This is a genomic window from Halosegnis rubeus, assembly GCF_009184545.1.
Classification (GTDB): Archaea; Halobacteriota; Halobacteria; order Halobacteriales; family Haloarculaceae; genus Halosegnis; species Halosegnis rubeus.
Genome location: NZ_QJOW01000008.1, coordinates 62,101 through 75,380 on the forward strand (window position 1 = coordinate 62,101; position 13,280 = coordinate 75,380).

The following is a 13,280-nucleotide window of genomic DNA, read 5'->3' on the forward strand; positions in this document are numbered from 1 at the left end:
CACTGCTTCAGCGAGTTGACCGAGATGAGTGACGAACAGCGAGCGGAGGTTCTCGAAGAACACTCGATGGAAGAACTCCGCACGGAATACTCCACCGAAAAACTAGAAACCCTCGGCGTCATCGCCTGAGGACACTTCACGTTGGTCCTACCCCGGACGACCGACAGCATCCGCCCATCACGCAGACCCGGTCGCCTCCCGTTTCTCTGCGTACGCGAGCGTGTAGTAGTCTCGATCAGTTACCTCACCGGGATCGTTCGTAACGAGGGGCTCTTCCGAATCCATGAAGAGTCGCCGTCCGAACGTCACCTCGTACCCTGCTTCAGTCATCTTTTCGTAGGTCGTCGGTGCGTCAGTCACTTTGAACAGGATCAACCGATTCGGACCGATCGGTGCTTCGCCGTCGGTCGCCTCGCGTAGCGTCAGTTCAGCGCCAGCGTCGATGTCGACCCCGAGGACCGAAGCGAATGCCGTCACACTGCTGACACCGGGAACGACTTCGATGTCGATGCTGGGATGCTGCTCGCGAAGCGTCCGACGCAGGTGCCCGAACGTCGAGTAGATACAGGGATCGCCAAGCGTGACGAACGCCGCGTCGGCCTCTCGCGCTTTCGGCGCGACTTCCGCGGCCGCCGTCTCCCACGCTGCCTAGAGTTCTTCGGGATCGGTCGTCATCGGGAACTCGAGGTCACTCAGTTTCGATTCGGAAACGTACTCGGCTGCGACGCGCCGTGACAGTCGTCCCGGTGAGTAGACGACGTCGACCGATTCGAGTCGTCGCTTGCCGCGAACCGTGAGCAGGTCCGCCGAACCCGGTCCCAGCCCGATTCCGTAGAGCATCATCGGTTACGTGCCCTCCTCGTGGCTCTTGATACCGTCCTGAACCACTTTCTCCGCGAGCACAGCACACGGGACGCGCATCGGCGTCAGCTCGATTCCCAAGAGATCGAGGGCGTCCTCACGGTCGAGGTCACGAACCTCCGAGAGCGTCATTCCTGGGAGTTCTTCGGCGAGCAGGCTCGCACTCGCAATGCTAATCGCACAGCCTTCTCCAGTAAACGTGACCTCTTCAATCGTCTCACCGTCCTCGGCGAGTCTGAGATCAAACGTGAGTTCGTCGCCACAGGAGGTATTCTCGCCAGTGTGCGAGAAGGTAACCGGCGAGAGGCGGCCCCACCTTCGAGGGTTACGGTAGTGATCCAGGATTACCTCCTGATACATTTTAGAACCCTGCATCTATTCGACCTTGTGTCGGGTTGCGAGTCCGGCAAGATGCGGGGCTTCCTCGCTGATAATCTCCGCCGTGGCGAGCTCGACGGCGTTCACACTTCCCGGGAGCACGAACACTGGCACGTCGCGGGCGATGCCCGCTGTCGCACGGGTTGAGACGATACGCGTTCGTACCTCCTCCCACGAGAGCCATCGGAACGCTTCGCCGAAGCCCGGCAGTTCGCGGTCGAAGAGTTCGCTCACCGCGTCCGGAGTGACGTCGTCGACGGTGACTCCCGTTCCGCCTGTGGTCACGACGAGGTCGACATCCGGTCGATCCAAACAGTCGCTCACTGTGGTCTTGATCTGGACGTAGTCATCTGGAATCATCCGGCGTGCCGTAACGACGTGACCCGCTTCGACGAGGATGCTCGCGATGGCGTCGCCACTCGGGTCTGGCGGCGTCTTTTCGACGCTATCTCCGCGTGACGAGGACACGGTTACGATGGCCACGCCGAGCGGGTCGATGCAGTCGTGACCGTCGGCGTCAGTCGTCCGCCGATCCGCCGCCGGTGGCAGTTCGCGACGATTCTGTATCACTGTCGGTCACCTACCACGAGACGTTGTTCGATCGGGGGCTGCGACCACTCCATCGTCCCTGGGAATGGATTCTTGAACGCCTCCCAGTCGTCTTCCATTTCTGTCTCCGAAACGAGGCAGTCGTCGAGGGCGTCGGCAATACTGGATTCGTCCATCCCAGCCCCGATGAAGACGAGTTTCACTTCGCGGTCACCCCACTGTTCGTCCCAGTGGAGGTCCGACCGCGATTCGCGGTAGGACTCGCGCTGGAACTCGGGGAGTGTGACTGCCCACCGCCCGTTGACCTCGACGTGGGTCTGTGTTCCTGCCTGACTCAGGTCGAGCGCGTAGCGCTCTCGGCCAGCGACCCACAGGTGTCCTTTCGCTCTGACGACGGATTCTGGAAAGGACCCGAGCCACTCTCGGAACCGTTCGGGATGGAACGGTCGGTGGCGCTCGTAGACGAACGAGTCGACACCGAACTCCTCGGGTGGGTGTAAGTGATCGTGCTCATCGTCGTGGGTGTGGTCGTGGTCGTCGCCAGTTCCGTGTTCGTGGTCGTCGCCATGCCCGTGGTCGTCCATCTCCGTCTGGCTCTCATGGTGGTCGTCTGAATCGACGTCTGTGCCGTCTCCGTGATCGGGCGAGAGTGCCTGTTTCCACCGGGCGGAGTCACTCGCCTCGTCTTGATCGAACCGACCCGTTCCGAGAACTCGTTCCGGGTCGACGGTGCTCTCGGTCGTGCGGACCACGTCGACCCCAGGATGGAGTGTTCGAACGACGCGTTCGACCGCCTCGCGCTCTGTCTCGGAAACGAGATCGCACTTGTTGAGGACGAGTACGTCGCAGAACTCGACTTGCTCGGCGAGGAGGTCCGATAGCGGTCGGGCGTCGTCGTCTGTCGACTTGAGTGGGCGGCCATCGACGAACGCCTGATGGAACTGTGCAGCGTCGACCACCGTGACGGTCGTATCGAGATCGTACAGTGCCGACGCACGTGCGGGCGAGACGAACCGCTGGGCGATGGGAACTGGATCGCTGATACCCGAGGCTTCGACGACCAGATAGTCGAACGCCTCGTCGAACGCGAGGCGTCTCAGTTCCTGATCGAGTTCGTTTTGCAGCCCACAGCAGATACAGCCGTTCGACAGCTCCGTGACACCGCCGTCTTCCATCGAGAGTTCGGAGCCATTCTCGATGAGGTCGGCGTCGACATTCACCTCGCCGACGTCGTTGACCAGAACGGCGATATCGTACTCCTCGCCCCCGATGGTAAGGAGGTGGTTGAGCAGGGTCGTCTTTCCGGCGCCGAGCCCGCCACTGAGGGTCGTGACCGGGGGTTGCTCGTCGACGGCCATCAGTCGTCAGCCAGTGCGAGTTCGCGCTGTTCGTCGGCGGTGAACGGATCCGGATACTCGTTCCAGTCCTCGGTCATTTCTGCGTCTGAGAGGACACAGTCTTCCAGTCGCTCGATTAGTGTCTCCTGATCGAATTCGCGGCCGATGAACACGAGTTCTGATCCGCGGTCGCCCCACTGGTCGTCCCAGTCCTCTTTGATGCCGGGGCGGGCGGCGAAGTAGCGCTCCTGTTGGGCCTTTGGGAGCGTGGCGATCCACGTCCCTTTCGGACCGGCCCGGACCGACTGGCCTGCTTTGTCGAGCCCCATCGCGATGTCTTCGCGACCGGCGGACCAGAAAAAGCCTTTTGCGCGAACGATCCCGTCGGGAAGATCGGCAAAGAGACGAGCGATCCGCTCGGGATGGAACGGTCGGTCGGCGTCGAAGACGAAGGACGTGACGCCGTGTTCATCGGCGGCTGACTCGTGGTGATGTCCGTGCTGGAGTTCACGCTTCCACCCGGCGGACTGGCTTGCTTCCTCGAAGTCGAATCGACCCGTGTTCAGGATCTCCTCGGGATCGACGGCGCCGTGTTCGGTCCGGATGATCTTCGCTCGCGGCTGGAGCGTCTTCAGGACGGCCTCCATCTCCTCGAGTTCGTCGTCCGGGACGAGGTCGCACTTGTTCAACAGGAGAACGTCGCAGAACTCGATCTGGTCCATGAGGGCTTCCTCGGGGACACGATTGCCCTGCGGCTCCATTTCATCGTCAGTGAGCACCTGTCCGGAGTCGAAACCCTGCCAGAAGCTGTGTGCGTCGACGACACTGACCATCGTGTCGAGTTCGTAGACGCCCGTAGGGTCGAACTCCGCGTCCTCAAATCCGCGGGCGAACGTCTGGGCGACCGGAATCGGTTCGCTGATTCCAGACGATTCCACGAGGAGGTATTCGAAGTCTCGCTCTTCGGCCAATCGTCCCACTTCGTCGAGCATATCGCCACGGAGCCGACAGCAGATACACCCGTTCGACATCTCGATGATCTCGTCGTCGTTCTGGGTGAGATCCGACTCGCGTTCGACGAGGTCGGCGTCGACGTTCACTTCGCCCATATCGTTGACTAAGATGGCAGCGTTCAGTTCCTGCTCGCTACTGAGAATGTGGTTGAGCGTCGTCGTCTTGCCGGCACCGAGGCTTCCGCTGAGAATTGTCACCGGGATCGGGTCGTTGTTGAACGGCATACGCGGGTTATGAATCTACTATACTAAAATACTAATTATTACGGTATGGTTTCCACAGTCATAACAGAAACTAATAACTCAGAATAGTATTTTAGTATATGAGCGTCGTTAGCATCTCGATGCCCGAAGCGTTACTCGAACGCATCGACGAGTTCGCCGACGAACACGGGTACAGTGGCCGAAGCGAGGTCGTCCGCGAAGGCACACGGACGCTACTCGAAGAGTTTCAGGGGCGAAATATCGACGGACAGAAGCAGATGTGTACAGTATCGGTGGTCTTCGAGTACTGTCAACCTGCCGTCCAGCAGCGTCTCACGGGAGTACGCCACGAATACGATGCTATCGTCTCCGCGACTACCCATGCACACGTCCAGGACCAGTACTGTATGGAGTTGTTCGTCCTTGAGGGGACCACGGAGGCACTAGCTGGCTTCGTCAACACCGTCCGGGCAGTGCCGAATGTCCGGGCAGTGGATTACTCGATCACCTCAGTCGGCAGAGATCCCATTGATCAGCACATTGAATCTTGAAGGCGTGTTGAAATCCACAGGAACGCGTAGGCGCCGCGTGCTTGTATTCGTGAGATAGGGCAGCAGCGGTTCGGACAGAGGGTGCAGTTATCTGCATGGGCGGCATCTGTGTCCATTTGCCCGAAGAGGTCCTGTTCAAATCGGAAAGCGACCAGAGTCGAGAGGAAATCGCAGCGTATCTTCGCCGTGTAGCCGATAAATTGGAACAAGGAGACGGAATCACTCTGAAATCGGGATCCGATCCCGTGACAATGGAGCCGCCAGCCCGCCCGACGTTCGAGGTCAAAGCCGAACGTGAGGGGCCGACAGATGGACCCGGTGAATTGAGTATCGAGTTCGAACTCGAATGGGACGAGAACGGCGCTGATGGAGATCGTGAGAGCAGTCAGCTGGAAATCGAGTGAGAACCAGCCGTGAGTACAGCCTAGTGCTCCGCGAGGAGCATCAGTTTGACCCGACTCACCGCATCGAAATCGCGCAAGCGATAGGTGAGGCCCCGGACACGCGGTGCCGGTCCGCTGCAGAAGAGCGTCTCGAGACACCACTCTCCTTCATGGATATGATTCGTGGTCGTGATGACGTCCTGAAACTGACGTTGTGCGTCGTGAATCTCTTCGATAACCGCTTCGTGTTCGTAATCGAAAGCGATGATAACGACGACGTCGCCTTCGATATCCTCCAGTCTGGTGTGTACCTCGATATACTCCTGCATCGCTTCGCGAACACCACGCGATCGTGAATCTAATCCCTCGGCCTGCCACGTCTCATCGAACTCGGAGAGGAGATCGTCGGGGATGTTGACGCTCGTGCGCATCAAGTATTAATCTGCACTCCACACTTATGAGTTATTAGCAATTAAATCTGCTATAGTATGATAGTGGCCGGCGGTGGGGTGAATCATTCTCCGGTGTTCGAACATACCGTGCTGTAACGATCTGGCGGCGAAAAGGCAGGCTTCGGGCTGATACAGGCCTGTCGGTTCGTATTGTTTTCGCTCGTCGAGTCGCAACGGCGAGTATTGTCGCCAGAATCGCCAGCGCAACAGCGCCCGCAGCTGCAATCTCGTGTGCCGGGGAGACGTGCTGGACGGTGCCGTTCACGATCGGTTCGACCGGCAACAGGGTGTGATGCGGTGTCCCGACAATCGGGACGAAGTAGTCGACAAGATCGTTGAATCCGTACCAGATTACGGCAACGAGAATCGCTCGACCCGGAAAGTCACTGTAGCGATGGATGAGGAACGCTTGGACGACCATCCCCAAGTGTGAGACGAACAGGAAGGCGTACATCGCGTTCGAGGCGAGTTCTCGTCCGAACAGTGGAACGACCTGCGGTGGTGGCGTGACCGTCGCGAGAAACGCGTCTGCGAATACTGTCAGGACGTACGGTGTCCAGAGGCCGAGCTTGATACAGCCGAAAAACGCCAGCATGTTCAGGTACTCGTTCGACCGCCCGAGTTTGTAGAGCGCCAGCGAGCAGGCGATGAACAACGTGGCTGTCGGGCTGTCCGGGACGACCGGCCACGCGACGACCGGCTCGAGTTGGAACTGAGGGATATAGTACCAGAAGCCGAATGCCGTTCCCGCGAGGTTGATTGCGACGATTACCCACGCGTACTGCAGGGCACCCGTCTCGATCCGCCGAGGAAGTGGCGCGAGATACCGATGGAGGCGCTCAGTCGTGTCCGCGCCCATCTGGAGAGGGTGTCTGTGTGGTTTCCAAGTTGCTGGCTTCTGTGAGGAGCGCCACCAGGTCCGCTTCCGTCACTGGCTGTTCGGTCGCCCCCAGCCCTGCATCGCGAGCCACACGAACCGCACTCGGCGGGTGCAGGTTCGCTTCCGCCAACAGCGCGTCGTCGTAGAACACCTCTCGGGGCGTCCCGCTCCCGACGACGTTGCCGTCGGCCATCACACAGACTCGGTCTGCGACTTCAGCGGCAAATTCGAGGTCGTGCGTCGACAGGACGACGCTGATACCGTCCTCGTGGATCTGCTCGATTCGCTCGGCGACCAGTTGGGACCGTTCGGGATCGAGCCCTGCGAGCGGTTCGTCCAGCACGACCACGCTCGGTTCGAGGACCAGCACGCCAGCGAGGCCGACGAGGCGTTTCTCGCCGCCGCTCAGGTAGTGTGGGATTCGGTCTTCGAGGTGGCTCGCGTCGACGGTCGCAAGCGCCTCACGAGAGCGCGCTCTCGCTTCGTCACCGGGCACGCCGTAGTTCTGGAGGCCGAACATCACGTCATCGAGGACCGTGGGTGCGACGAGTTGGGTATCGGCGTCCTGGAAGACAAACCCGACTTCCCGCCGTGCGTGTGCCTTGTTGTCTTCGGTGATCGGCGTGCCGTCGACGACGAGTTCGCCGTCGTCGGGAACGAGCGTCGCGTTCAGGTGTTCGAGGAGCGTCGACTTCCCGGCGCCGTTGCCGCCGACGAGTGCGACGACTTCGTCGGGGTACACCGAGAAGTCGACGTCGTGCATGCCGACCGTCCCGTCGGGGTAGGTGTGGGCCTCACACTGAAGATCGACGAGCGGTGAATCGTCTCGACTCACAGTCTCACCCCGTAGACCGCGACCGCTGCGTAGCCGACGACGGCAACATACGAACCCACCACGATGAATAGTTCGTGGATTGGTGGCCGCGAGACGTCGCCGTACAGCGTGATGTCGCCGTTGTAGCCACGGGCTCCCATCGACTTGACGAGTCGTTCTGACTGCTCAATCGCCGACAGCATCGTCATGCCGAGGATTCTCGCGTACAGCCGTTTGTTCGACCAGAACTCTGAGAAGTTCGCACCCCGAGAGAGCGCGGCTTTCACGAGGTCCTCAAGCGTCTCGATCATGACGAACGTGAACCGATAGGTGAGCAGCGCGATCTGGTCGATCGGCCGTGGGAGCAACCGCCCGAGCATGTACGCCACGTCGGTGTATTTAGTCGTCATCGACGCCGTCAGGGCGAACGTGACGACCGTGAGTGATCGACAGCTGAGCTCCCCGAAGAGCACGAGCCCTGCCCACGTGACAGAAAGTTCACCAAGCGGTGTCGAGAGCGCGCCACCGATCGGCGTCCCCGGTTCGAGGAACGCCAGCGGCCCGGCGACCGAGACGATGAACAGCATCGGGAGCGTGTACCACCCAGCGAGTCGTCGGTATGGCAGTCCCGCGAGTCCATAGACCACCAGTACGGCTCCGTATAGTCCGGCCAAGAGCGCAAGGCGGTCGAACACCGTGACGGCGAGGACGAGTGCACCGACGACACCGACCTTCGTCCATGGATTGACGCGGTGTAACGGCCCGTCTCGCCGTTCGGCGAACGCCGTGATGAGCCGCGGATCGGGAACGTGGTTCGAGAGTGTCGTCACGGTTACCGAGCTGGGCGTTCTCCGTCCTCGAAGCCACCGTAGCGGTCGACGTAGACGTACAGTCCGATACCGAGGACAACCAGTACGAGGACGATCGCGCCGAATTCGAGCATCATTCCGCCCTTCCGAATGGGGCCGGCGACGACGATGCCGCGGCCGATGTCGACGAGGGCGCCGCCGCCGTCTTGCACCCCACGCTGGAGTGCTTTTGCGGACCGCTTGGCCCACGGGAGTGCGCCGCCAGTTGCGGTGAAGCCCCAGTAGCCAGCCGCGAGGAAGGCTGCGAACAGCCCGAGGAGGCCACCGTATTGCTTCCAGCGCTGCATCAGGCCGTCACCCCGGTCGGCTCCTCCTGGGTGTCACGGTCGTCGAGCCCGACGAGGTCGGGGCGGACGGAGGCGAGGAACTGAACGATGAAGCCCGTCAGGAGTCCCTCGATGACGGCGACGCCGAGGTTGAGCCCGACGAGACCGGCGACGGCGATCGTCAGATCACCGCGCGGCAGCGCGCTTCCGTTCACGCCGCTGACGACGATGATCGCTCCCATCAGGAACGCGCCCGCCGAGAGGCCGAGCGTCGCGGCACTGGCGCTTGCGGGGAAGACGTCCCAGTCCATCCCCATCAGCGTCTTGAACGCGTAGTAGGCGACGATAGCTTCGCTCGCGTTGACGAGCGTGTTCGCGCCGATCAGGCCGACTGCACCGTGGCCCAGCGCTGCCGAGAAGATGTTCACCACCAGCGCGATCAGTGAGCCCAGCAGTGGGCCGGCCAAGATACCGACCAACCCGGTGAGGTTCATGTGGATACCGCCCCACACGGGAATGTTCAGCTGGAAGACCGCGAAACTCGCGGCAGAACCGATTCCAGCGAGTGCGATCTGATGCGTTTTGATACCACCCTTCCGGACCCGGTAGACGACTGCGGCGACGAGTATCACGCCGATCGTCGTCCACAGAACGAGTGCCCATACCGGGAACGTCCCTTCACCGAGGTGAATGTGTGCCATCTCTGTTTGGCAATTTTAGCTGCGATTATAATAAAGTTGCTGTATTCGGCTGTTCCAGATAATAATTATAGGGTGGGCTGGTGCTGTGTCTTGTTAGACGAGGGTGTTGATTTCCGTCGGTGGAAGTGACTTCGATCCTACTCCTCGACGGGCTGTGCGTTCATAACGTCGACGGGCAGGACCGTGTATTCGACCGAAACTGACTCGTCTGCTCCTCGAACGGTTCCGATGAATCGCAGGACGTCGTCGTACGCGGCTTCGATGACGAACGTCTCGACACAGCCGGCGTTGCCTTCGAGGCAGTTGTGAGAGTTCGACCGGATTGACGCTTCGAATTCGTGGCGGATATCCATCATCCGGCGTTCGATCTCCGGCTCGTCGTATCCGAAGACAGCCGTAACTGTCGCCAATACCCGCCGATCCTCGTCGTCTGTCTCTTGGTATTCTTCGAGTAGCGACTGGCACGCTTCGCGGATGACCTCACTTCGTCCGGTGTAACCGTGTTCTTCCGCAAACGTATCGAGATCGTCCCGGAGTCGCTCCGTCATCGAGGAGCTCACGATGGGCATATATTAAAAATTGTCTCGAAGATAATAGAGATAGCGGTCTAATAAATTACTATTAATAATCTTGCTGTAAGAGCGTATCAGTGGCTAGTGTCGACAGGACTTCCGAGCGCATCCCTAATTCGCGCGACGTGGTCCACGAAGTCACGAGAGGTCCGTTCACGTGGGCGCTCTAAGTCAATAGAGAACGTCGACTGCACGGTTCCCGGATCGGCATCCATGACGACCACGCGATCAGCGAGGGTCACTGCCTCGTCGATGTCGTGGGTGACGAACACGACGGTCTGTCCGGTTTGCGTCCAGATATCGAGCAATTCGGCATGCAAGCGGTCGCGCGTCCGAGCGTCGACACTCCCGAACGGTTCGTCCATCAAGATGATCTCCGGATCGGGGGCGAGTGCGCGAGCGATACCGACGCGCTGTTTCATGCCGCCCGACAGCTCCTTCGGGTACGCGTCCTCGAAGCCATCGAGCCCTACCAGGTCGATCAACTCCCGGACCCGTCCCTCGCAGTCGGGACAGTCACAGGCGGGCCGATCAAGGCCAAACCGGATATTTCCGCGGACGGTTCGCCACGGGAACAGCGCGTACTCCTGAAAGACCATTCCCCTGTCCAGCCCAGGACCGGTAACCGGGTCTCCACCGACCAGTATCGAACCACCATCGGGATCGTCGAGCCCGGCGATCGCTCGCAACAGCGTCGTCTTCCCACACCCCGAGGGACCGACGACACAGCAAAACTCGCCCTCCGGCACCGAGAACGAGACGTCATCGAGCGCCTGCGTCGACTCGTACGAGCGGCTGACGTTCTGGATAGTGATCTTCTCACGTGCGTCTCGACCGACGGACGAGTCCGAACTCAGCGCCATGCGAGGACCCTCCGTTCGAGTAGCCGGAACCCAACGTCCATACAGAGGAACGCCAGGCTGATGAGGAACATATAGGCGACGCTGGTCGCCATCGCGAGGTTGTTCGAGGCGTTTATGATCTCGTAGCCGACGCCGGGGGCGCCGAACAACTCTGCGCCGACGACGATCATCCAGCAGCGACCAATGCTCGTCCGGAACCCAGTCAACACCTGGGGAGCCGCACTCGGGAGGGCAACGAGTTTCAGCATCGAGAGGTCGCGCTCGACGCCGAGCGTCGATGCGGCATCGGTCAGGTCGGTCGAAACGCCCTCCACGCCGCCGTAGGCACCATAGAAATTGATCCAGAACGCGCCGACGAAGACGATGAAGGCCGCGCCGGTGTGGTGGATGCCAAACCAGACGATCGCGAAGACGATCCACGCCAGCGGTGGAATCGGTCGCAGCACCCGGACGAGCGGCCGGAGCCAGTCGTCGAGTACCCCGTTCCAGCCCATCGCCAGTCCGAGTCCGATCCCACAGCCCGCACCGAGGAGGAGGCCGGGAACGTAGTGGAACAGCGTCTGTGCGAGGTGTGCGAGTCCAGTCGGGAGTACCAGACTCGACCCCAGAACGGGGGCCACGATCGTCGTCGAGGTCGCAAACAGCTCTATGAACGCGTACACTGACTCGAGGGGACCCGGCACCAGATACGACGGCTGGGTCGTCATCGCGCCAACCCACCAGACGAGCAGGAACACGACGAGACCGCCGAGGCCGCGAAGATACCGCTGCAGGTTCCCCTCGAAGGTTTCGGCCCTCAGCGCGTTCGAACTGGTGTCGGTCTGCGTGCTCATTACTGTATTGCGTCGTAGGGGTCGAACGCGAACAGGTCCTCGGTCGCGACTGGCTCCTCGATGTTGCCGACGTTGGCGACGAACTCTCCCATCGTCGCGGCCTGATCGGTGATCGCGTGGGGATCCGAGATGAACTCCGACGCCTTCGAATCCACGGCGGCCGTCGCGAGGTCTTCACTCACGCCGGAGCCGATGACCGAGGCAGCGTGGCTGGCGGCGGCATCCGGGGAGTTCTCCGTGAACTCGGTCGCCGCGACGTGCTGTTCGACGAGCGATTGGGCGACCTCATCGTCGTCGAGCACTCGCTGGTTCGCGAACAGCACCGTGACGGGGTGGTTGTCCAGGATGTTCCCGGACCAGGCGAGTTCCTCGAACCCGTCAGCTTGGCTGATGATCGTCGCGAACGGTTCCTGGATGATCGTCGCGTCGATGTCGCCCGACTGGATGGTCTGGACCGCCTTCGCCGGCGGTACCTTGGACTTGTTGATGGTGGAGTCCATCTCACCGACGTCGAGGTCCTCCTGAATCCAGTACCGGAGAACGATGTCGGGGACGCTCCCGTCCGGCGGTGCTCCAAACCGGACCTTCCGCCCGTGCTCTTCTTCGAAGCGCTCGAACGTGGCAGCCCCTTCCTGTTCGTAGAGATCGCTGAGTTCGGTCGTCCCCATGATCTTGAAGCCATTTCTCGAGTTCGCCGCGAGGATACCGGCGTTGGTCCCTTTGTCAACGAGGACCATTGCAGGAGTGTTCCCGAAAAGCGCAACGTCGACGTCCCCACTCGCGAACGCCTTGACAACACTGGGGCCGGAGCTGAACCGCTCTATTGTGACCTCTGTCGGAACGTCCTCGTAGTAACCCTCTTGCTCCATCACGTAGTGTTGCATGTTCGGGTAAATCGGGACGTACGCGACCGTGACGGAATCGAGTGATGCACCTCCCTGACCGAGACAGCCAGCAATTCCCGTCGCAGCAATCGTGGTTGCGCCTGCCTTCTGGAGTAGTCTTCGGCGCGAGATTTGAACCATCAGTGTTGCTAACTCTAGAAGCAGTTCTAATAATACCTGTGATTCTAGCAAGGGTAGTTAATACTGATAGAGGATAGAGTTCAGAGATGTTGCTAGAGTCAGCTTGAATTCAGCGAGAATCCCGCGAGCGACCGCAGAGAGCGAGTGGGATGTCGGCTCGCCGGAAGGGGCAGAACAGTATCAGTTCATATCGGCTAGCGGGCCGAAGTCGTCGACGGGTAGCACTGAGTAGTCGATCGTGAGCGTGTCCTTCGTCGCTCGGATCTTCCCGACGAACGTCGAGATCTCTTCGAGCGACCCTTCGAGTACGAACAGTTCCATGCAATGATGGCCGCCGACGTGGCTGTGGAAGTTCGATGCGACGATGTCCTCGTGCTCGTGGCGGAGGTGCATCATCTTCTCCTCGACGCTCGTCGTTTCGTAGTCGAAAACCACCGTGACGACGCCCATCAAGTCTCGATCTTCAAGTTTCTTATCCTCGAACTCACCGAGGAGATTCCGGCTTGCTTCACGAAGTACCTCACTGCGACCAGTATAGCCGTGGTCGTCGGCGAACTGGTCGATTCGTTTAAGCAATTCCTCCGGCATCGAGACGCTGACCACACTCATATAACAATATGAACTGCGAGAAATATTAAGGATTATCATTTTCAGCTGTAGCATTACAGTGATTATGGATATGCCCTCTCAGGATAGTGGGATACCGGCACTCTAAGAGACACCGAGTTA

Annotated in this window: 16 protein-coding genes and 2 pseudogenes; 2 read left to right on the top strand and 16 right to left on the bottom strand. The window is 60.3% G+C overall.

The genetic code is table 11. The annotated features are described in order from the left end of the window. Nucleotides 1–177: 177 nt before the first annotated feature. From DMP03_RS13425 to DMP03_RS13445, 5 genes and pseudogenes are all read right to left on the bottom strand, one after another. Nucleotides 178–843 (bottom strand): annotated as a pseudogene (locus DMP03_RS13425) (cobalt-factor II C(20)-methyltransferase). A gap of 3 nt (nt 844–846) precedes the next feature. Continuing rightward, entirely contained in the window at nt 847–1,236 is a 390-nt protein-coding gene (locus DMP03_RS13430; RefSeq protein WP_152121059.1) for an iron-sulfur cluster assembly scaffold protein, read from the bottom strand. Continuing rightward, nucleotides 1,237–1,809, bottom strand: coding sequence for a MogA/MoaB family molybdenum cofactor biosynthesis protein (locus DMP03_RS13435; protein ID WP_152121060.1), 573 nt, complete (start codon nt 1,807–1,809; stop codon nt 1,237–1,239). Beyond that, nucleotides 1,806–3,146 (bottom strand): GTP-binding protein, encoded by a 1,341-nt coding sequence (locus DMP03_RS13440; RefSeq protein WP_152121061.1) that lies wholly within the window; start codon nt 3,144–3,146, stop codon nt 1,806–1,808. Before DMP03_RS13440 ends, DMP03_RS13435 begins: the two co-directional genes overlap by 4 nt. Next, nucleotides 3,146–4,363 carry a GTP-binding protein gene (locus DMP03_RS13445; RefSeq protein WP_152121062.1) on the bottom strand — a complete coding sequence of 406 codons (1,218 nt, stop codon included), beginning with the start codon at nt 4,361–4,363 and terminating at the stop codon, nt 3,146–3,148. The genes DMP03_RS13440 and DMP03_RS13445 overlap by 1 nt, the downstream gene beginning before the upstream one ends. 98 nt (nt 4,364–4,461) lie before the next feature. Here DMP03_RS13445 and DMP03_RS13450 point away from each other — a divergent pair, with 98 nt between their 5' ends. Both DMP03_RS13450 and DMP03_RS13455 read left to right on the top strand, forming a co-directional pair. After that, nucleotides 4,462–4,893 (top strand): CopG family ribbon-helix-helix protein, encoded by a 432-nt coding sequence (locus DMP03_RS13450; RefSeq protein ID WP_152121063.1) that lies wholly within the window; start codon nt 4,462–4,464, stop codon nt 4,891–4,893. A 116-nt stretch (nt 4,894–5,009) separates the two neighbouring features. Then, entirely contained in the window at nt 5,010–5,297 is a 288-nt protein-coding gene (locus DMP03_RS13455) for an amphi-Trp domain-containing protein (protein WP_152121064.1), read from the top strand. A 20-nt stretch (nt 5,298–5,317) separates the two neighbouring features. Here the strand turns inward: DMP03_RS13455 and DMP03_RS13460 are convergent, their stop codons facing one another. The 11 genes and pseudogenes from DMP03_RS13460 to DMP03_RS13510 all read right to left on the bottom strand — a co-directional run bounded on the left by DMP03_RS13460 (nt 5,318) and on the right by DMP03_RS13510 (nt 13,160). After that, nucleotides 5,318–5,707, bottom strand: a complete 390-nt coding sequence (locus DMP03_RS13460) for a CopG family ribbon-helix-helix protein (RefSeq protein WP_152121065.1) — start codon at nt 5,705–5,707, stop codon at nt 5,318–5,320. Between the two features lie 166 nt (nt 5,708–5,873). Further along, nucleotides 5,874–6,587, bottom strand: a pseudogene (locus DMP03_RS13465) (DUF1405 domain-containing protein); the annotation flags it as partial. Further along, nucleotides 6,568–7,371 carry an energy-coupling factor ABC transporter ATP-binding protein gene (locus tag DMP03_RS13470; protein ID WP_394351043.1) on the bottom strand — a complete coding sequence of 268 codons (804 nt, stop codon included), beginning with the start codon at nt 7,369–7,371 and terminating at the stop codon, nt 6,568–6,570. The pseudogene DMP03_RS13465 and the gene DMP03_RS13470, both read right to left, overlap by 20 nt. Before the next feature lie 68 nt (nt 7,372–7,439). Then, nucleotides 7,440–8,252: an energy-coupling factor transporter transmembrane component T family protein gene (locus DMP03_RS13475; protein WP_152121068.1), complete on the bottom strand. Its 813-nt coding sequence runs from the start codon at nt 8,250–8,252 to the stop codon at nt 7,440–7,442. Nucleotides 8,253–8,254: 2 nt separating this feature from the next. Further along, the gene (locus DMP03_RS13480) at nt 8,255–8,578 is read right to left on the bottom strand and encodes a cobalamin transport operon protein (protein ID WP_152121069.1); all 324 of its coding nucleotides are present in this window, start codon (nt 8,576–8,578) and stop codon (nt 8,255–8,257) included. Next, nucleotides 8,578–9,258, bottom strand: a complete 681-nt coding sequence (locus DMP03_RS13485) for an energy-coupling factor ABC transporter permease (RefSeq protein WP_152121070.1) — start codon at nt 9,256–9,258, stop codon at nt 8,578–8,580. Before DMP03_RS13485 ends, DMP03_RS13480 begins: the two co-directional genes overlap by 1 nt. Before the next feature lie 137 nt (nt 9,259–9,395). Then, a complete protein-coding gene (locus DMP03_RS13490; RefSeq protein WP_152121101.1) occupies nt 9,396–9,806 on the bottom strand; it encodes a CopG family ribbon-helix-helix protein in 411 nt (136 codons plus the stop codon). 98 nt (nt 9,807–9,904) lie between these two features. Beyond that, nucleotides 9,905–10,693 (bottom strand): ABC transporter ATP-binding protein, encoded by a 789-nt coding sequence (locus DMP03_RS13495; RefSeq protein ID WP_144263512.1) that lies wholly within the window; start codon nt 10,691–10,693, stop codon nt 9,905–9,907. Beyond that, complete coding sequence (locus tag DMP03_RS13500; protein WP_152121071.1) at nt 10,684–11,526, bottom strand: ABC transporter permease; 843 nt, start codon at nt 11,524–11,526, stop codon at nt 10,684–10,686. The genes DMP03_RS13495 and DMP03_RS13500 overlap by 10 nt, the downstream gene beginning before the upstream one ends. Continuing rightward, entirely contained in the window at nt 11,526–12,551 is a 1,026-nt protein-coding gene (locus DMP03_RS13505) for an ABC transporter substrate-binding protein (RefSeq protein ID WP_152121072.1), read from the bottom strand. Before DMP03_RS13505 ends, DMP03_RS13500 begins: the two co-directional genes overlap by 1 nt. A gap of 180 nt (nt 12,552–12,731) precedes the next feature. Further along, a complete protein-coding gene (locus tag DMP03_RS13510; protein ID WP_152121073.1) occupies nt 12,732–13,160 on the bottom strand; it encodes a CopG family ribbon-helix-helix protein in 429 nt (142 codons plus the stop codon). Between the last annotated feature and the right edge of the window lie 120 nt (nt 13,161–13,280).